The sequence below is a fragment of the Sphingosinicella xenopeptidilytica genome, assembly GCF_042676985.1.
Lineage (GTDB): Bacteria > Pseudomonadota > Alphaproteobacteria > Sphingomonadales > Sphingomonadaceae > Sphingosinicella > Sphingosinicella xenopeptidilytica.
Map to the genome: position 1 here is coordinate 686546 of NZ_JBHTIK010000005.1, position 18837 is coordinate 705382.

The window sequence follows — 18837 nt, forward strand, 5'->3', positions numbered from 1 at the left end:
GAACATCGAATTACAACGTATACGTTGTATATGTAAAGAGGGGACGGACGTCGTGGGAGAAGTGCTTGGTCTCGGTGTGTCGCACTATCCGCCGCTCAGCGGGCGAGATGCCGACATGGCCAATATCCTGAAGGGCCGCCTTCAGGACCCGGATGTTCCCGCCCACGAAAAGGATCCCGCCAACTGGCCCGCCGACATGCAGGCGGAGTGGGGCAGCGACGAGGGACTTGCGGGCGCGGCGCGGCATCGCACGGCGATGCTTCATGGGCTGCGCAAGGCGCGCGAGGCACTTGACGCCTTCAACCCGGATTTCGTTATCATCTGGGGTGACGACCAGTACGAGAATTTCCGCGAGACGATCATCCCGCCGTTCTGCGTGATGGCCTATGACGACATGGCCGTGCACCCGTGGGGACACGCATCCGAATCCGCGATGTTTTCGGACAAGGAAGACGAGTGGGGCGGTGGCAAGCCCAACGTGTGGAATGAGCGCAAGGACTTCGAGATTACAGTGCGCGGCCATCGCAAGGCCGCCAAGTATCTCGCGGAATCGCTGCTCGATCGCGACTTCGACGTCTCCTATGCGTACAAGCCGCTGCACCATCCGAGCCTGCCGCACGCGTTCCTGAATTCGATCCTTTATCTCGATTACGACCGCAAGGGTTTCCCTTGGCCGGTGGTACCGTTCCAGATCAATTGCTACGGCCGCGCCGTCATCAGCTACCGGGGCTTCATCAGCCGCCTTGCCGATCGCGGGCGCGAACTCGATCCACCGTCACCTTCGCCGCGCCGCGTGTTCGACATGGGCGCGGAGGTCGCACGCATCTGTGCCGAGAGCCCGTGGCGTGTGGCGCTGATCGCGTCGTCGAGCTGGAGCCATGCCTTCCTCGTCGATCGGACCTACCGGATGCAGCCGGATGTGGAGCTTGATCGCAGGCTTTACGATGCGCTCGTTGCCGGTGACTGGGACGTGTGGCGCAATCTCAGCCTGCGCCAGATCGAGGAATCCGGCGATCAGGAATTGCTCAACTGGTTCGCACTCGCGGGCGCGATGAACGCACTTGGCCAGCGCTGCGAATGGTCCGATTTCGTGCAGACCTATGTGTTCAATTCGAGCAAGGTGACGGCGATCTTTCCGCCGGCGGGAGGGGTGAAGGCATGAAGACGAAAACGGCACTTGGACTGATACTGGCTGCAGCCGTCACGGTAATGGCAGCGGCACCTGTGGATGCGCAGGCGCAATCCGCGCAGGTTTCCGTGCTACCCGATACGACCGCGTGGGAGGTGACTTCGAAGGCGGGGCATCGCTACCGGATTTTCGCGGCGTGGCCGAAGGGCGAGGCGCCCGCCGGGGGCTGGCCCGTCGTCTATGTGCTCGACGCCAACATCATGTTCGGCACGATGGTGGATACGGTGCGCGCAATGGAACGCCGCGAGGCATCGCAGCCGGCGGTGGTCATCGGGATCGGCTATCCGCTTGATCTGGACCCTCGCATTGAGCGCGCGCGAGATTTGACTGCACGCCTCGGCACGCAGGAGCCGACCCTGCCGGGAACGGGCGGTGCGGAATCCTTCGCGGATTTTATCGCGAACGAGCTGAAACCGTCGATCGCGACTCGCTTCCGGATCGATCCAGCGCGCGAGACGATCTTCGGACATTCCTATGGTGGCCACTTCGTTCTCTACACGCTGGTGAACCGGCCGGAGCTGTTCGACAACTGGATCGCCGCGAGCCCCTCGCTGTGGTTCGAGAACCAGCTGCTTGCCAATCACAACGTCCGCGACCGTATCGGTCCAAAGCTGGCGGCGACCGGTGCGACGGGGCGTGTTCTCGTTACTGCGGGCGAATACGAGCAGGGCATTGATCCGGAATTCCCGAATCCGCGTCTGCCCCTGCTGATGGAACGCAAGATGGTGGACAACGCGCGCGAGTATGCCGAATTCCTCGCCGCGCAGCCCGGCATCGAAGCGCGCTTCGAAAAGATCGCGGGCGAAGATCACGGCAGTGTGATTCCGGTGGCGATGACGCGTGGCATACGCTTTGTGTTTGCGCCCGGCGCGAAGCAGCCAACGCCTGCGCCGAAGCCCGCACCGTTCAAGAACCCGACGCGCTACAAGGTGCCGGATGCCGCGACTTATCTGAAGATGACGCCAGAGGCGCGTTACGACCTTCGCATGAAGGTGCGCCGTTTGCCGGAAGCAGCCCAGCGAAAGGCGTGGGTGGAAGCGTTCGATCGCAGCCTGCAGACTGGCCTCACCTATGGTCCGCACCGCGTGCTGGCGGAAGAGCGGATTGCGATGGACAAGAAGCACGGCACCGCGCCGGTCGATTGAACGACCGGCGCGGCTTCGTAGCCGTTATCCGCAAATCCGCGGCATTGATGCGATCAGCGCGCGCGTGCGCTCGAAGCCGGCGACGGCCTTGTCGTCGAACGGATCGCTCTTGATCGAGGCGTAGACGCCGATCACCAGATTTCCGTCCGGTCCGAACAGCGAGATCGCGCGCGTCTTGAAGCCGGGCTTCGGATCGGCAAGCTCGGTGGCGTAGATAGCCGCGACCTGATCGAGCTGGATGTGCGAGTGTACGCCGCGGCCTTCGTCCGCATAGACGTCGATGTAGCCGTCCTTCGCGTCCTTCTGTGTGATCGGCACGAGGCTGGGGAACGCAAAGGCGTGCTTGCTGCCGGGCGATACCACCAGCGACACGCGTGTCGTCGCGCCCCACGCATCGATCGAACTCCAGATCGTTTTCACCTGATCGGGCGTTACCGCCGTGCCGACGCTGAGCGAAGCGGGAAGGCCGCTTGCGATCACGAATTCGGGGACGTTGAAGAAGCGGCTGGAGACCGCGAGCGGCACGCCGGGGCGGGTCTTCTCGTAGTAGGCCCTGATGTTGCTCGCTTGCTCGGTGGTGGCGCAGGCGGGGGCGCCTGCGAGTGCGGGGGCCGCGAACGCGGCGGTCAGCAGGAAGGCAGAGATATGTGCGATCATCTTTTCATGGTCTCCGGATTGTGCGTGACAGGTTGACGGCCAGCACGGCGGTGAGCAGTGCGGGCAGCGACACGGCGATGAAGATGCTGGAAAGCGGCCAATCCGCCGCCAGCAGAAGCCCCCCGACGGTTGGTCCGACGATCGAGCCGATCCGCCCCACGGCAAGTGCGCCGCCGAGCGCGGTGGCGCGGATCTCGGCGGGATAGAGCCCGGCGTTCGCTGCGTTCATTGCAGTCTGGCCGCCGATCGTGAACAGGCCGGCGATGAACGCCAGCGTCATCAGCAGAACGGTCTGATTACCGACGAAGCCGATCAGTACGAGGCTGATCCCGGCGATCGCGAAACCGACGGCGAGCGTCTGGAACGGCCCGAAGCGATCGGCGAAGCGGCCGAGCACGATGCCGCCGATGGCGCCGCCGAGGTTCAGGAACACCGCCGAGATGATCGCCGTATCGAGCGCGAGTCCGGATTCGCGGGCGACCGTGGGTAGCCAGCTCATCAGGAAATAGATCATCAGAAGGCTGTTGAAATAGGCGAGCCAGAGCTGTGCGGTTGTGGCTGCGAGGCCGCCTGCGAACAGCGCGCCGTAGCCGGGCGGTTTGGCCGTGCCCGGCGACGGGGCAGGGGTTTCGGGAAGCGGCGCGCGGTCTGGCCCCGCCATGCTGTCCAGCAGGCTTTCGAGGCGCGGGGTGCGCCCTTCGCGGCGGAGCAGATGATGCGGGCTTTCCGAAAGCCACGGCAGCAGCGCGAGCAGCAGCACCAGCGGCGCGGCGCCGCCGAGGATGAACACGCTTTCCCATCCGAAGGCGGGGATGAGGTGGCTGCTGATGTAGCCGCCGATCGCGGCGCCCAGGGGGAAGCCCGCGAACATCGTGGTGATCATCGTGGAGCGTGCGCGCGGCGGCGCGACTTCGGCCGTGAGCGCGATGATGTTGGGCGTCGCGCCGCCGAGCCCAACACCCGTGAGGAAGCGCAGCAGGAGAAGCACGATCCAGTTGTCGGCAAGCACCGTCGCGAAGCTGCCGATGCCGAAGGCAACCGTACAGGCAATGATGACAGGGCGCCTGCCCCAGCGATCTGACAGGGGGCCGAGCACGACCTGCCCAACCATGATGCCGACGAGGCCGGCGGCGAAGATCAGGCCGAAACGATCGGGCGTGATACCCCATTCCTGGCCGAGAACCGGCGCGACGAAGGCGACCGACTGCGTATCAAAGCCGTCGAGCATGGCGACGAGCGCGCAAAGCAGCGCCACCCGGATCTGGAACCAGCCGATCGGTGCGCGATCAAGGATCGCGTCGATCGGGGTTGCGCTTCCTGTTGCTGCCGGTGCCGCCATCCCCCACCTTTCAGATTATTGTATTCGGCATTTATTTCGAAAATAAAGCCCGCGGTCAACGTGAAATACCGGCAATTCTCGCCCTTTTTGCATTAAAAATTTCGATAAATAGCAAGCGGGCTATTGTCTGTCGCCCGCATGGGCCGCCAGCGCATCTACACCGGCTTGCGCCACCGCCGCATCGATGTGCGAAGGCGAACCGCTTACCCCGATCGCGCCGACGATCTTGCCGTCGTGAAACACAGGCAGGCCGCCTTCGATCGGCAGCATGTTGTCGATGGCGAGGATGAGGTTGTCGCCTTTCGCAACCATCTCCTGAATCACTTTCGTCGGCTGTCGGGTGAGGGCGGATGTCATCGCCTTGCGCCGGGCGATTTCGACGCTGTGCGGAAATGCGCCGTCCATGCGGCGGGCGAGCACGATGCTGCCCTGCTCATCGACGACGATGATGGCAAGGCCGAGCTTGCGGGTTTCGGCTTCTTTTGCGGCGGCATTCACCAGCGTGTCGGCCATGTCGATGCTGATCGTGGTCCGTGTCTGCGGCCCTTGTGCAGCGGCAGGTGGGCTTAGTGTGAGAACAGCGAGCGCGATGATGATTGTTTTCCGCATTGTCGATTGCTTTCCTTTCAGTCTCCGCCAAGTGAGCTTTAGTTTGCGGGTGCCTGAGCGTCCTATTCGATCCGCCAATTAAAATTTTCGAAAATCAAACAGATTATTGCGCTAAAATGCATAATGATGCAGCATAATATGGAAAATTGGACGAGAGAGGGTTTGCGATGAAGTGGTGCTGCGCGTTGACTCCGGTTCTGCTCGCTGCGGCTGCGCTTCCCGCGCGGGCCGAGGTGCTGCCAGATGTCGACAGCCGGATCGAAAGCGTCACACCGCGTGTCGTCGCGTGGCGGCGGGATATCCACCAGCATCCCGAACTCGGCAACCAGGAGGTCCGCACAGCAAAGCTGGTCGCGGCGCACCTCAAAAGGCTCGGCTTCGACGAGGTGCGCACGGGCGTCGCGCATACGGGCGTTGTTGGCGTGCTGAAGGGCAAGCGCCCCGGCGGCGTGCTGGCGCTGCGCGCGGACATGGACGCACTGCCGATCCGCGAGGTGACCGGTCTGCCGTTCGCCTCGAAGGTCGTCGTCGACGTGAACGGCACGCCGACGCCGGTGATGCACGCCTGTGGGCATGATGCGCACACCGCGATCCTGATGGGCGCGGCGGAGGTGCTGGCCGGGATGCGTGATCGCATCGCGGGCACGATCCTGTTCGTGTTCCAGCCTGCCGAGGAGGGCGTTGCCGGGCAAGAAGCCGGCGCACAGCTAATGCTGAAAGAGGGGGCGTTCTCGCCGATCAAGCCGGATGCGATTTTCGGGCTTCATGTCGAGCCGGGCCGGGTGGGCGAGATCGATGCGCGGCCGGGGCCGATGCTTTCGAGCGCGACCGGAATCTCGATCAAGCTCAAGGGCCGCCAGACGCACGCGGGGCGTCCGTGGGAAGGCACCGATCTCGTCAATCTCTCCGCGGATATCGTAAAATCGCTGAACACGATCGCGGCGCGGCAGGTGAACGTTTTCGAATACCCGAACGTGGTTTCCATCGGCGCGCTCCGCGCCGGGAACCGCAGCAATATCCTTTCCGGCGAAGCAACGCTCGACGGCACGATCCGCACCTTCGATCTTGCGCGCCGCGATGATCTGAAGGCGCGCATCCGTACGACGGTCGCCGGCCTTGCGGCTGGATACGAAGCGCAGGCAGACGTGAATTTCGAAGATGTCGCGCTCGTCACCGGCAACGATCCGGCGCTGCTCGATCTCGTGATGCCCGCTCTCAAGGCCGCCGCGCCGAAGGGTGTGAACACCGACGCGCTGATGCGCGGCGCGGCGGAGGATTTCTCGTTCTACCAGGCCGAGGTGCCGGGGCTCTATTACATCCTCGGTTCAACCCCGCCGGGTATTCCGATCGAGAAGGCGCCGACGAATCACAGCGACAGCTTCGATATCGATGAGGCTGTGCTGCCGATCGGCGTGAAGGCGCACGTGCTGACCGCGCTGAAGTTCCTCGATTCCCGCGCGAAATAGGCGCGAATTGAGCGGGGGCGTTCAGCCCTCGCGGCAGTAGGCCTCGGTGATGGCACGATGCATGGCAGTGTGGTCGACCTTCGGTTCGACATCGCCTTCGTAAAGCATCAGCGCCATCATGCCGTAATCCTGATGTTTGGCCTGATGGCAGTGGATGAGCGTCGGGCCGGGATTGTGCGCGACGAAATCGAGTTCGGCGGTGGTGAAAGGTTTCACGTTGATCGTGTCCTTCATCAGACCCGGGCAATACTCCTTGTCCCAGCGCACGACCTCGAAATGATGCCGGTGCAGGTGCATCGGATGGCCGAGATCGGTCTGGTTGTTGTAGACGATACGGTAGCGCTTGCCCTTTTCGACATGGATGCGGTCGGTTTCCGGCCACGATTTTCCGTTGATCGTCCACATATTGTATCCGCCGGGCCCGCCCGGAATTCGTCCGATCGTAAGTTCGATCCGCTCGTCGGGTTCGGGTACGGCGCGCGCGCCAGCAAACCGCTGGAAGCTCCATGTGCGTTTCACCGGCGTCCATTGCGGCGCGCCCGTCGCGCCCGCATACTCGATGATCATGCCCATGCCGCGCTCGCGTTCCTTGTCGTCGGTGGAGCCGAGAATCCATTTGCCCGGATTGTTCATCTCGACGATCACGTCCGCGCGTTCGCCCGGGCCCATCATCAGCACGTCGATCTCACAGGGTGTCGGCACGGGGTAACCGTCCATCGCGACGACGCGCAGGGTGTGGCCCGCAAGGCTGATCCAGCTGATTTCAGTGGCGCTTGCATTCAGCATACGGAACAGCACGCGCTGACCCTGCCGCACGCGTACCGGCGCATCGTGCCCCATCAGACGGCCGTTCATCGTGCCGTAGTCGAACCCGACCTCGAACCCATGCTTGGGATCGTTTGGGCGCAGTGTTTGTCCCGGCACCCAACGCGAACCCCAGTGGTGTATCGCGACGCAGACTTCCTGATCGTAGGCGCCGGGATCGTCGCCCTCGACGATGATGAAACCGAACAGCCCGCTGTAGGCGCCGAACATCAGCGCCTTATCCGCGATCATGTGCGTGTGATACCAGTGCGCGCCACCGGGTGTCGGCGCGAATTCATAGCGCCGCGTCTGGAGCGGCGGCACGGGCGGTGTGCCTTCCTCTTCCGCACCGTCGACGTTCGAAGGGATTTCGAGACCGTGCCAATGCACGAGTTCGGGCGTTTGCAGCAGGTTCGTCACTTCGACGATTGCATTGCGACCCTTGGGGAGGCGGAGGATCGGGCCTGGAACCTGATCGTTGTAGGTGAAGGTCTCGTAAGAAATACCGGGTGCGAGTTCGATCTTTTGCGGCGCAATCGTCAGGCGAACATCCGGTTTGCGTTCGCCCGCACCGCCAAGCGCGCCCGGTGCCGTGCACGCGCCAAGCAGCAGGCCGGTTCCACCCACGAAGCTACGTCTGGTGAAACCGTCCTGCTGCGACATGGTTTTTACTTTTCCATACGCTTGAAGCTGCTCGCCACGTTCGGGTCACCCTTACCCTTGTATTTCGCGTAGGCGGGGTAGGGGTACATCGGGCGCGTGCGCTGCGTCGGGTCGGTGGGGCCGTCCGTCAGGATGAACTCCGTCGGCACGACGCCTTCTTCCACCCACTTCACAAGCGCGTCCTGCGTATCGAAGACATAGGGGCCGGAGCCGCCGCTGCCGTGGTTCGCGCCCGGCACGAGATAAAGCTGCGCGAACTTCGAGACGGTGTCCTTGCCCATCTGCTTGCGGACCTTCTCGAACCAGTCGATCGTCATGTTCGCGGTGATCATGGCGTCGCCCCAGCCGTGCACGATGAGGAGCTTGCCGCCGCGCTTGTAGAAGGCGCTGAGATCAACTTCGTCCGGATCGAAGATCGTGGACATGTCATCGATCTTGGCTTTTTCCGCAACGTAATCGAACTGCGTCCAGTCGTAGTTCGGACCCGGCGTATCGCGCGTCACGAAATAACGGATGCCGGTCGCCGCGCCGTTGAGCGCGAAGGGAACACCGACCTCGTTGCTGCCGGGGATCGGCAGGATCGAGCGGGCCCAGTCATGCTCCGAGCCGATGTCTGTCGGATAGTCGAAATAGACCTCTCCGCTCGCGTTCACCGGCTTTGCGTAGAGCTTGCGGACGGCATCGACCTGTGCCTGATTGAGGCACTCGTTCTTCGCTTCGGATTGGCCCGATTTGCAAAGCAGTGCGACGGGATCGTACTTGCACTTGCGGGGATCATCGATGACTCCGTCCTTGAGGCCGTCGATCGCATCGCAGGCGTCGTTGGCGCCCTTCATGAGCAGTGGGATCTTGTCGGCCTTGAGCAGCGGCGTCTTGCCGTCCGGATGGACGGCAAGCGCAATCCACGGGAAGTGCGCGGCGTTCTTCGGATTGTAGTTCACGACTGGCGCCTTCACGAACACACCGTCGAAATCCTCTGGGTATTTTTGCACCGCGAACAGGCCCGCATTGCCGCCCTTCGAGAAGCCCGTGATGTACGAGTATTTCGGAGCGCTGCCGTAGAAAGCCTTTGTGATGAACTTGCCGACCTGCGCCGAGACATGGTTGGCGCGGTATGCGAAATCGACGCGGCCCTGATCGTTCTTGTACGCCCAGATCCCGTCGAACGGTGCACGGCCATAGTGACCGCCATCGTTGGTGATCGTCGCGTAGCCATCGTAGAGGCCGGGCATGACGATATCCTCGCCGACCTTGCCGCACCATGCGTCGCAGGCGGCGAGCAGGAAGCGGCCGTTCCACGTGTCCGTGAGCGGCAGCAGCAGGTTGAACTTCACGGCCGGGGTCACGTAGCCCTCGACGCGGCAGTGCACCGGGAAGGTGTCGAGCTGCGGCGTGACGTTGCCCTGCGAATGGCCGCGCTTCATGAACATGATCTTTTCAGGCGGCGTCGCCTTGCGATCCTTCACCAAGATCGCGGCGACGATATTGCCGGGCGTATCGGCGGCATTTTCAATGCTGAGGCCGTTCAGCGCTTCGCAGCGCGCAGCGAAATCGTCGATAGCGGCCTGAGTTGTCGCGGGCGGCGTGGCGGCGTTGGCCGACGCCGAGACGAGGCTGCCGACGAGCGGCAGAAGTGCATGACGGACTGTGCGGATCATTGGACTCGAAACCCCTCCTGTTGCTCTCTTGTGCAATAGGATAATTTCGAAAATAAATTCGTCCAGATAGATTTTAACCGGAAAATATCGATTTATTTCGATATTTATATCTGGCTTTCCGTCCGGTCTCCTTCCGCGCCGAGGCTCTCGACCTCGAGGACGGAGATGCCCACCCGTCTATTCGTCGACTGGTGCAGTGCCGTATTTCTCATCCATGCGCACGCGCTCTTCGTGCAGGCGCCGGTGCTGATCGTAGGTGAGGCCCGCGCCGAGCTGATACTGGAAGCGATCGTTCCAGGCTTTGTGCTGGGCTTCGGGCAGGGCGCGGATGCGCAGGCGGAGCCGATAGCGATCTTCGTCCGTCATGAGCATATAGGTCGGGGCGTCAGGCACGGGAATTCCTGTCGGGTTGTTGAACTCCGCGGGCTTCGGCGCAGGAGCAGGCATCTTCGCGGTGCGCGAGTAGGCGAAGTGGACGCCGTGGCCGATGGCGGCCGGGATCACGCTGCCGTGATCGAGACCCTCCACTTCGATGAACTTCGCTTCGATTCCGGGCAAGCCCGCGAGCCAGCCTGCAAATTCGTGGGCGTTGTCCACCTGCGTGCGCTGCTGGAGATCGCGTGGCGATTCGGGCGGGAAATCGGGGTCAGGATCCTGCTCGTACTCGCCGACGGTGATGAGCACGCGCGCCGAAAGACCCTGCGTTTCCATCTTCGGGCCAAGCCTTCCACGGAAGTTGCCGCGCTTCACCATGCCGTCTTCGAACCAGATCGACGGGCTCGCCGCGACATAGGTGTCGAACGTGTCGGGGCGGTTGATGAGCGTGTAGAGCGTGAACAGGCCGCCTAGCGAATGGCCGAACAGCATTTCGCGCTTGCTGTCGATCTTCCAGCGCTTGCCGATCGCGGGCTTCAGTGTGTCGTGGACGAATGTGAGGAAGCCTTCTGCACCGCCGGTGCCGGGGGTTTTGTTGGGCTGGGAGCCGAACGCGGGCGTGTAATCGATGGCGCGTTCCTTGCGCGGATCGGCACCTGCCGGGTAGCCGATACCGACGACGACGCTTTGCTCGCCCACATCCTGCCGCCGTGCCATCAGCCGCACCGATTCGGTCATCGCGCCGAACATGATGTGCGGATCGAGAACATAGACGATGGGATAGCCTGTGGCGGGCGCAGGGCCTGTCGGCGTTGCGACGACGATCTCGTAGGGGCGGCCGTTTGCGGCGCTGAGCGAGAAGGTCTCGATCGCCTCGTGCACCATGCGTGCCGGGGTTTCGGCGTGCGCGGGCGATATGGTGACGATCGTGGCGGCAACGAGACAGAGCGTGCGGTACATGCTGGTCATGATCCTTTTTGCAAACGATCGGGTGCGTATCAGCGCGGATCGAGCGCGAACCGGAGCGCGGTATTGAGTGCGGCGGGCAGCATCGACACGTGCTCCTGCCCCTCGATTTCCTTGTAGTAGACGCGCATCGGCGCCACCGATTTCACCATCTCGCGGGCATCCTGAACGATGTATCCGAGTTCCTCGGCACCGACGATCAGCATGAGTTCGTTGTTGCGATCCTGCTTCTCCCGTTCCGCGAGATAGCGGTCGCGCTCGGTGAGGAGCGAGCGGTTGTTCCACCAGATCGAAGGACTGCCGGACACGTACTTCTGGAACGCGTCCGGGCGGTTGAACAGCACGTGGAGCACGAACTGCCCACCGAGCGAATGGCCGAACAGCGTCTGCCGCCTGGGATCGATCCGGTAGCGGCTTTCAACGAGAGGCTTCACGCGATCGAGAAGCAGGGAGAGGAACGCCTCGCGTCCACCGGTGCGCTGCACGTTCTTCATCTTGCCGGGCACGTATTTGGGATCGGTCTTCGGTGTCATGTCGAAGAAGCGGCGGGGGCCGTCGAACGCCGTGTCGATCGGATAGCCGACCGCGACGATGATCGCGGGACCGATGCGGCCTGCCTGCAGCCGCGCGGCGTCCACCATCGATCCGAACACCGAATTGCCATCGAGCAGGTAGATCACCGGATAGCCACCCGCGGGCTCCGGTCCGGTCGGTGTGGAGACGAAGATGCGATAGGTGCCGTTTTCGGAGGTGATATCGAACTGCCGCGCGCCGCTGATCGTGGCAGGTGCCTCGACGGGAGGCGACGAAACGTCAACGCCTCCTGCTACCGCAGCGGACGCGGCCGGCGTCGCCGCTGCTGTAAGGAGTGCGCTTGCGACGGGGATAAGCAGGCCGGATATCTTCATCGAACGTCTCTCCCTGTTCGTTCAGAACCTTTTCGCGCGCTTGAGACGTGATCGTCAATAAATTTCGAAAAAAATGGCGTATGTTACGGATTATTGTTATTCGACTGTCTTCATCGTGTGTTTTTATCGATATTTTATAAGCAGGAGGGGGCGTTGCACAAGCTCATGATTTGGTTGTGGAAACGGGGTAATGCCAGATTGAGGGGTGGAGCAGGTGCGATTGCGGGAGCGCCGCGAATCGGTCGTTCGGTTGCCTGCCTGGCCGCTGCATTCCTCACACTGCTGGTGCCGGTCGCGGCGGCTGAGGCGGAGCCCGCGAAGCTTCCGGACGCCGTGACGCGTCAGGCATCGGTCCGCCTCAGCGATGGCAAGGCGCTCGCCTATCAGGTCACGGCGGGGGCGCTTCCGGTTGAAGGGCCGGGCGGAGAGCTTCTCGGTGAGGTGAGCTACACGGCCTATGTGGCCGCGGGGCAGGACAGGGGACGCCGCCCTGTGACCTTCGCGTTCAACGGTGGTCCCGGTGCGTCTTCGGTGTTTCTCCACATCGGCCTCCTTGGGCCGAAGCGCGTCGATTTCGCCATCGCGGGATCGACACCCTCCGATGCGACGCCGCTTCTGGACAATCCCGACACGTGGCTCGCCTTCACCGATCTCGTGTTCGTCGATCCGGTGGGCACGGGCTTCAGCAAGGCGCACGTCGCGCCGGATACTGCGCGCAAACATTTTTTCGGTACGGATCAGGACGCCGACTACCTCTCTGGCTTCGTGGCACGTTGGCTGGCGAAGAACGGTCGCATGGCGTCGCCCAAATATCTGGTCGGTGAAAGCTATGCGGGTATTCGCGTGCCCAAGATGGCGTATCGTCTCGTGAAAGTGGAAGGTGTCGCGATTTCGGGAATCATCCTGCTGTCGCCGATGCTCAATACAGTGATGTCTGCTGAGCCTGATATTTCGCCACTGCCCTGGGTATCGCGTTTGCCGTCGATGGCGGCGACCCATCTCGAACGGCAGGGCAAGCTCACCGATGCCGCGATCCGGGACGTCGAAGACTATGCGCGCGGCGAATACATACGTGACCTGATGCTCGGACGCGAAGATCCGGCGGCTGCCGTCCGTGCGGCGGACAAGGTTGCGGATCTGATCGGGCTGCCGACGGAAATGGTCCGCCGTCTCGGCGGACGCGTGAGTAACCTCGTCTACACGCGGGAGCTTGAGAAGGCGAAAGGCGTGTTCGTCAGCGCCTACGACCCGGTGGTGACGAATTTCGATCCCTATCCGTTTTCCGCTGAGCGGCAGGGCGACGACGCGATCCTGCAGGGGAGTATCGCTCCGCTGACGTCCTCCATCGTTCATTACGTGACGCAGGATATCGGCTGGAAACCGGAAAACACCTACATGACGCTCAATATCCCGCTGAACAGGAGCTGGGAAAGCAAGGAGGGGCTTGAGTCCGCGAGCGACCTTCGCAAGGCGATGGCGATGGACGGCAACATGAAGCTGCTCATCTCCCACGGCTACACCGATCTGCGCACGCCTTATTTCGCCAGCAAGCTTGTGTTCGGGCAGCTTCCGCCGATGGGCGACGCAGGCCGTGCGCGCTTCACGGTCTATCCCGGCGGGCACATGTTCTATTCGCGCGCCGACAGTCGTGCCGCCTACATGCGCGACGTGCGCTGGGCCTACAGCCGGGGGAACTGACATGGCGGGAGTTCTCGATCGTCGCGCGTTGCTCGGTGCGAGTGCCGCGGCCGGGGCGGTGTTGATCTCCCGGCCAGTCATGGCTGCGGAAGCCAGCGGCTCCGTAACCGTTCGCAACAGTGCCGAATTCGAGATGAAGAACGCGGAAGGGTACACCTACCGAATTCTGGTTTCACTTCCGCTCCAACCGACACCGCCGGAAGGCTTTCCGGTGCTGTATGTGCTCGACGGCAATTCAGTGTTCGGCACGGTGACGGACATGGTGCGGGGGCAGAGCCGTTTTCCGAAGGACACGGGTATCTCGCCCGCGATTGTCGTCGGCATCGGTTACCCGATCGATGGGCCTTTCGATTCCGAGCGGCGCGTGTTCGACCTCACCGTGCCGACGGCGGCATCGGAATTCCCGCCCCGACCGGACGGCAAACCCCGCGACGAGAATGCAACCGGCGGTGCGGATGCTTTCACGCGTTTCATCATTGAAACGGTGCAGCCGGAAATCGCGCGGCGCTGGAAGGTCGATCGCAACCGGCAAATCCTCTCCGGCCATTCGCTCGGCGGCCTGTTTTGCCTGAACATGATGTTCCACCATTTCGGGCACTTTCGCGGCTATATCGCGCTCAGCCCTTCGGTATGGTGGAAGCGGCGCTACATCCTTACTGCCGCAAAAGAGTTCGCGGCGCGTCAGCAGGCGCGGGTGTGGACCGAAAGCCTGTTCATCGGCGTCGGGGAGCGTGAGCAGGACAGCAGCGAACCCGAAGAGACACGGATGGTCGACAATGCGCGGCTGGTCTCCGACGTGTTGCAGCCGCTCACGGCGCGCGGTTTTGCAAACGGCTTCGCGATCGCGCCGGACGAGCATCACCGCTCTGCCGTACCCGCCCTGATCAGCCGCGCCTCGCGCTTCGTTTTCGCCGCCATGGCGTAAAGATCGCATTCAAAGGACTGCTCCCAATGAAGACACGTTTCATCACCGTGCTGCTTTTGGCCACAGGGCTTCCCGTGAATGCGGCGGCGCGGGCCGAAATCACCCAGGCTGCGCCGGTCGCGCTCGAAGGGACGGAAGAGCGTTCGCTCCAGTCCGCTGAAGGCCTCGACTACCGCATCTTTATTTCGACGCCCACGGAGCAGGCGCCGCCGGGCGGCTGGCCCGTCGTTTATGTGCTCGACGGCAACGGCTGGTTCCTGCCGTTCGCGCAGCTCGCCCGCATGGTCGGCCGTCGCCCCGATCACAACGGGCGGCTGCCTGCCGTTGTCGTCGGCATCGGCTATCCCGGCGAACGGCCGTTTCATACCGAGCGGCGGACGTGGGATTTCACACCACCCGCGGAACTCCGCGAACCGCCGCCCGAGCCCGGCGGCAGGCCGTGGTCGCGCACCGGGGGGTCGGAGGATTTCCTCGCGTTTCTCAAGACGCGCGTGAAGCCGATGATCGAGGCCGAATTCAAGATCGATACCAGCCGGCAGGCACTGTACGGCCATTCGCTCGGCGGTCTGTTCACACTGCACGCCGCGTTCACGCGCCCGGAGAGCTTCCAGTATTTCGGCGCGATGAGCCCGTCGATCTGGTGGAACAAGGCGTATGTGACGGACGAGGAGAAGGCGTTTCCGGCCGCGCTTGCGAAGCACAAGGGGCGGGCTAACCTCTTCATGGGTATCGGTGCCAGCGAGCTTCCGCACATGGTCGCCGACGCTGACGCCATGGCTAAGCGCATCGCGGCAGCGAAATATGACCGGCTCGATTTCACCTATGTGGCGTTTCCGGGCGAAGAGCATATCTCTGTCGCGACGCCCGCGTTCACACGTTTCTACGACACCGTTTTCGCGGCGACGGACACGGACAAAGCGAGCTATCTGAAGGCGTATGACCTGGGCGTCGACGCAAAGGCGATCGAGGATGCGGACGCTTATTTCAAACTGACGCCTGAGCGGCAGGCTGCTGTACGCCGTGCCGGGCGTAGCCTCACCAACGCAGATCCCGCAGCATTCGACCGCCGCCTGCGCGGCTGGATCGCGGCGCTTCCGGCGCACGAGCGTGAGGCCGTGCAAAAACAGCACGATCGCTGGGACCGAAAGACCGGCACCGTGCCGGTCCCCTATTGATCCGATGGCTTCGTCCTTCGAACCCGGGCGGCTGCCCACACTCGCCGATGTCGAACAGGCCGCGCGCGCCATTGCCGGCGCGGTTGCGGACACGCCGTTCATGCTCAGCGAGACCCTGTCGGCAAGCGCGGGGTGCAAGCTCTACCTGAAGTTCGAGAACCTCCAGTTCACCGCCTCGTTCAAGGAGCGCGGTGCACTGAACAAGCTATTGTCTCTGTCGGCGACGGAGCGCGCGGCGGGCGTCTGCGCGATGTCCGCCGGCAACCACGCGCAGGGAGTGGCGTATCATGCGCACCGGCTCGGCATCGCGGCAACGATCGTAATGCCGGAAGGCACGCCGCTCACCAAGATCTCGCGCACGCGCGATCACGGCGCGAACGTCATCGTGCACGGCAGCAATCTGAATGCCGCGCTCACTCTGGCGAACGAACTTGCCGAGCGCGACGGGATGACGTTTGTCCATCCTTATGCTGATCCGGCGGTGATCGCGGGGCAGGGGACGCTTGCGCTCGAAATGCTGGGCGCAGTGCCGTCACTCGATGTGATCGTCGTGCCTGTGGGCGGTGGCGGGCTCATCTCGGGCATCGCTGTCGCGGCGAAAGCGATCAAGCCTTCGATCCGCATCATCGGCGTACAATCGGAGGTGTATCCGTCGATGGCCTGCGCGATGGCGGGAACGCAGCCGCCTGCGGCGGATCGACTCACGATCGCCGAGGGCATCGCCGTGAAAGAGGCGCATCCCTATACGCGGGCGATCGTCTCGCGTTTTGTCGACGAGGTGCTGGTTGTCGAGGAGGCCGCGATCGAGCGCGCCATCGCCGACCTTCTCGCTATCGAGAAAACCGTGGCCGAAGGTGCGGGCGCGGCGGCGCTCGCGGGCGTGATGAGCAACCGGGAGCGGTTTCGGGGCCTCAATGTGGCTGTGCCGCTCAGCGGCGGTAACATCGATCTCAGGGTTCTTGCCTCGGTCGCGATGCGCGCCCTGGTGCGCGGCGGGCAGCTGATGCGCTTCAGCATCGCGGTGAACGACCAGCCCGGAACGCTCGCCCGCCTCGCGACGCTGCTTGGCCAGCTTGGCGCGAACATTATCGAGATCATGCATGACCGGTTGGCGCTGTCGTCCAGCCCCAAGGGCGCGGTGATCGATGTGGTCGTTGAGGTTCAGGATCATGCGCACCGGGCCGTCATCGTGGAACGGCTGCGGGAGGAGGGCTTCACGCCGACGTTGTGGCAGGACGCGGTCTGAGCGGCGGACACTTTCCGTGACACGTATGGGCGCGTAGAGAGGGCCACCCCTGATCCCTGAACGGAGACCGCCATGCTCCAGCTCTACGGCCACCCCTTTTCCTCCTACACATGGAAGGCGGAGATCGCGCTCCTTGAAAAGGGCATTCCTTACACGTTTCGTATCCTCGATCCGGAACATGCAGAGAATGTCGAAGCGCTGCGCGGACACTGGTCTCCCGGAAAGTTTCCCGTGCTCGTCGACGGCGAGCGCCCGGTGATCGAATCCTCGATCATCATAGAATATCTGGACCTGCATTTTCCCGGATCGCCCCGACTTATTCCGGAGACGCCCGAGGCAGCGCTTGCGGCGCGGTTTCTGGACCGTGTGTTCGACAACCATGTGATGGCGCCGATGCAGGCTGTCGTGGGCGAATACCTGATCGATATGCAGGCGCCCGACAGGTCGCGGATCGACCGCGCCTGCGCTGCGCTGGACACGATTTACGCCTGGCTCGACGAACGGCTGAAGGGCGACTGGGCCTGCGGCGAGGATTTCACAATCGCCGATTGTGCAGCAGCACCCGCGCTTTTCTATGCCGATTGGGTGCGCCCGATTGCTCCCGCGCAGGCGCGGCTCAAGGCCTATCGTGCCCGGCTGCTCGCGCGCCCGTCCGTCGCCTGGTGCGTGGACGAAGCCCGCCCGTACCGCGCCTACTTCCCACCCGGCGCCCCCGATCGGGATTAAGAAAGCGACGCGAGCAGATCGGGGATGCGTATGAAAGCGAAGGCTACTGCGCTGTCCGCAATGCCGTAGGGCATGAAGATCGAGTTTCCATGGCGTAGCGCCCCGCATGTGTAGACGACATTCGGTACATAGCCCTCGCGGTCCTCTTCGGACGCGGCGAGAATGGGTGTGGCGGTGCGGCCAAGCACGCGTGACGGATCGGTCTTGTCGAGCAGTACGGCGCCGATCGAGTATTTGCGCATGGCGCCGACGCCATGGGTGAGCACGAGCCAGCCCTCGTCGAGTTCGATTGGGGCGCCGCAATTGCCAATCTGGAGGAGTTCCCAGGAATAGCGGGGTGCGAGCAGCAACGTGCCTTCGTCCCAATGGGTGAGACTGTCGGATGCGATCAGGTAAAGGTTTTCGCCGTCCTGGCGCCCGATCATCATGTAGCGGCCGCCGATCTTGCGCGGGAAAAGGCCCATGCCCTTGTTGCGGGCGGCGCGACCTGTCAGCGGCGTTAGGTGGAAGCTGCGGAAATCCCGTGTCGAGAGCAGTTCGGAGCGGATTTCGCGCCCGTTATAAGCGGTGTAGGTGCCGAGCCATTCGTAGCTGCCGTCCTCATGTTCGAAGCGCAGCAGGCGCAGGTCTTCAAGGCCGTTGGTCTGTGCGGGGGTGATCGGGAACAGTACCGTACCCGAAAGCGTGCTGTCGGCATGGCGATACACGCAGACGGGGCCTTCCTGCAGCCTGTCTTCGGGGCTCTGCGCGTCCGCTGCCGTCGCAAACGGCGGCTGCGGCGCGAGTTGAAGCTTGCCTTTCGATCCCAGAATGCCTTCGCGAAAGGCGACGGAGGAGATATGCCCCTCACCAACGGCGCGCAGCGACAGCACGATGCGCACGCTGTCCTTTTCAAGGCCGCTCTGATCGACATGTGGCACGACGCTCGGGTTCATGAGTGCGGCAGCGGCATAGCTGTATTCGTGACAGAAATAGGCGCCGATCAGCTGCCGCCGCGCTGCGCTGAGCAGGCATGTATCCAGCTCCAGCATCGCGGCCACCTCGTCGCAGCGGGTGATGAATACCTTCTGCGTCTGCCAGTGCCGCGCCTCGAAATCGCGCATCACGAGCGCAAGCTCGTCCGCGACCGTCTGCTCATCGAGCGCAAGCACCGCGTCGACGATCCGACGGCTTCGGCTCGGCGCAGCGCTGGTCGCCTGCCAGCCCAGATGGAACGGGCGCACTACGACCCGCGACGGGTCTGCGGTCAGGCGGAGCGGCAACGTCTGGATTGCTTGCAAGGATCGGC

16 protein-coding genes are annotated in these 18837 nt (G+C 63.2%); 8 read left to right on the top strand and 8 right to left on the bottom strand.

Going from position 1 to position 18837, the window contains the following annotated elements; genetic code table 11:
• Positions 1–52 precede the first annotated feature (52 nt).
• Entirely contained in the window at positions 53–1162 is a 1110-nt protein-coding gene (locus ACFQ00_RS11085) for a DODA-type extradiol aromatic ring-opening family dioxygenase (RefSeq protein ID WP_381490379.1), read from the top strand.
• Positions 1159–2334, top strand: coding sequence for an alpha/beta hydrolase (locus tag ACFQ00_RS11090; protein WP_381490382.1), 1176 nt, complete (start codon positions 1159–1161; stop codon positions 2332–2334). Before ACFQ00_RS11085 ends, ACFQ00_RS11090 begins: the two co-directional genes overlap by 4 nt.
• Before the next feature lie 24 nt (positions 2335–2358).
• Here the strand turns inward: ACFQ00_RS11090 and ACFQ00_RS11095 are convergent, their stop codons facing one another.
• The 3 genes from ACFQ00_RS11095 to ACFQ00_RS11105 all read right to left on the bottom strand — a co-directional run bounded on the left by ACFQ00_RS11095 (position 2359) and on the right by ACFQ00_RS11105 (position 4939).
• On the bottom strand, positions 2359–2991 hold the full coding sequence (locus ACFQ00_RS11095) for a ChuX/HutX family heme-like substrate-binding protein (RefSeq protein ID WP_381490385.1): 633 nt from the start codon (positions 2989–2991) through the stop codon (positions 2359–2361).
• A gap of 4 nt (positions 2992–2995) precedes the next feature.
• Positions 2996–4330 carry an MFS transporter gene (locus tag ACFQ00_RS11100; protein ID WP_381490388.1) on the bottom strand — a complete coding sequence of 445 codons (1335 nt, stop codon included), beginning with the start codon at positions 4328–4330 and terminating at the stop codon, positions 2996–2998.
• Between the two features lie 120 nt (positions 4331–4450).
• A complete protein-coding gene (locus ACFQ00_RS11105) occupies positions 4451–4939 on the bottom strand; it encodes a GlcG/HbpS family heme-binding protein (protein WP_381490391.1) in 489 nt (162 codons plus the stop codon).
• 167 nt (positions 4940–5106) lie between these two features.
• Between ACFQ00_RS11105 and ACFQ00_RS11110 the strand changes: the two genes are divergently transcribed.
• Positions 5107–6405, top strand: a complete 1299-nt coding sequence (locus tag ACFQ00_RS11110; protein ID WP_381490394.1) for an amidohydrolase — start codon at positions 5107–5109, stop codon at positions 6403–6405.
• A gap of 21 nt (positions 6406–6426) precedes the next feature.
• Here ACFQ00_RS11110 and ACFQ00_RS11115 read toward each other — a convergent pair whose 3' ends face one another.
• The 4 genes from ACFQ00_RS11115 to ACFQ00_RS11130 all read right to left on the bottom strand — a co-directional run bounded on the left by ACFQ00_RS11115 (position 6427) and on the right by ACFQ00_RS11130 (position 11779).
• A complete protein-coding gene (locus tag ACFQ00_RS11115; protein WP_381490397.1) occupies positions 6427–7872 on the bottom strand; it encodes a multicopper oxidase family protein in 1446 nt (481 codons plus the stop codon).
• Positions 7873–7877: 5 nt separating this feature from the next.
• Entirely contained in the window at positions 7878–9530 is a 1653-nt protein-coding gene (locus ACFQ00_RS11120; RefSeq protein WP_381490400.1) for a tannase/feruloyl esterase family alpha/beta hydrolase, read from the bottom strand.
• Between the two features lie 177 nt (positions 9531–9707).
• The gene (locus ACFQ00_RS11125; RefSeq protein ID WP_381490403.1) at positions 9708–10874 is read right to left on the bottom strand and encodes an alpha/beta hydrolase; all 1167 of its coding nucleotides are present in this window, start codon (positions 10872–10874) and stop codon (positions 9708–9710) included.
• 29 nt (positions 10875–10903) lie between these two features.
• The gene (locus ACFQ00_RS11130) at positions 10904–11779 is read right to left on the bottom strand and encodes an alpha/beta hydrolase (RefSeq protein ID WP_381490406.1); all 876 of its coding nucleotides are present in this window, start codon (positions 11777–11779) and stop codon (positions 10904–10906) included.
• Positions 11780–11977: 198 nt separating this feature from the next.
• Here ACFQ00_RS11130 and ACFQ00_RS11135 point away from each other — a divergent pair, with 198 nt between their 5' ends.
• The 5 genes from ACFQ00_RS11135 (at position 11978) to ACFQ00_RS11155 (ending at position 17549) form a co-directional block, all read left to right on the top strand.
• Positions 11978–13477 (top strand): S10 family peptidase, encoded by a 1500-nt coding sequence (locus tag ACFQ00_RS11135; protein WP_381490409.1) that lies wholly within the window; start codon positions 11978–11980, stop codon positions 13475–13477.
• 1 nt (position 13478) lies between these two features.
• Positions 13479–14402 (top strand): alpha/beta hydrolase, encoded by a 924-nt coding sequence (locus tag ACFQ00_RS11140; RefSeq protein WP_381490412.1) that lies wholly within the window; start codon positions 13479–13481, stop codon positions 14400–14402.
• A gap of 26 nt (positions 14403–14428) precedes the next feature.
• A complete protein-coding gene (locus tag ACFQ00_RS11145) occupies positions 14429–15577 on the top strand; it encodes an alpha/beta hydrolase (RefSeq protein WP_381490414.1) in 1149 nt (382 codons plus the stop codon).
• 4 nt (positions 15578–15581) lie between these two features.
• Positions 15582–16823 (top strand): threonine ammonia-lyase, encoded by a 1242-nt coding sequence (locus ACFQ00_RS11150; RefSeq protein ID WP_381490417.1) that lies wholly within the window; start codon positions 15582–15584, stop codon positions 16821–16823.
• A 72-nt stretch (positions 16824–16895) separates the two neighbouring features.
• On the top strand, positions 16896–17549 hold the full coding sequence (locus tag ACFQ00_RS11155) for a glutathione S-transferase family protein (protein WP_381490430.1): 654 nt from the start codon (positions 16896–16898) through the stop codon (positions 17547–17549).
• Here ACFQ00_RS11155 and ACFQ00_RS11160 read toward each other — a convergent pair.
• Positions 17546–18829, bottom strand: coding sequence for a glycoside hydrolase family 130 protein (locus tag ACFQ00_RS11160; protein ID WP_381490433.1), 1284 nt, complete (start codon positions 18827–18829; stop codon positions 17546–17548). The two genes, ACFQ00_RS11155 and ACFQ00_RS11160, sit on opposite strands and share 4 nt — an antisense overlap.
• Positions 18830–18837 lie beyond the last annotated feature (8 nt).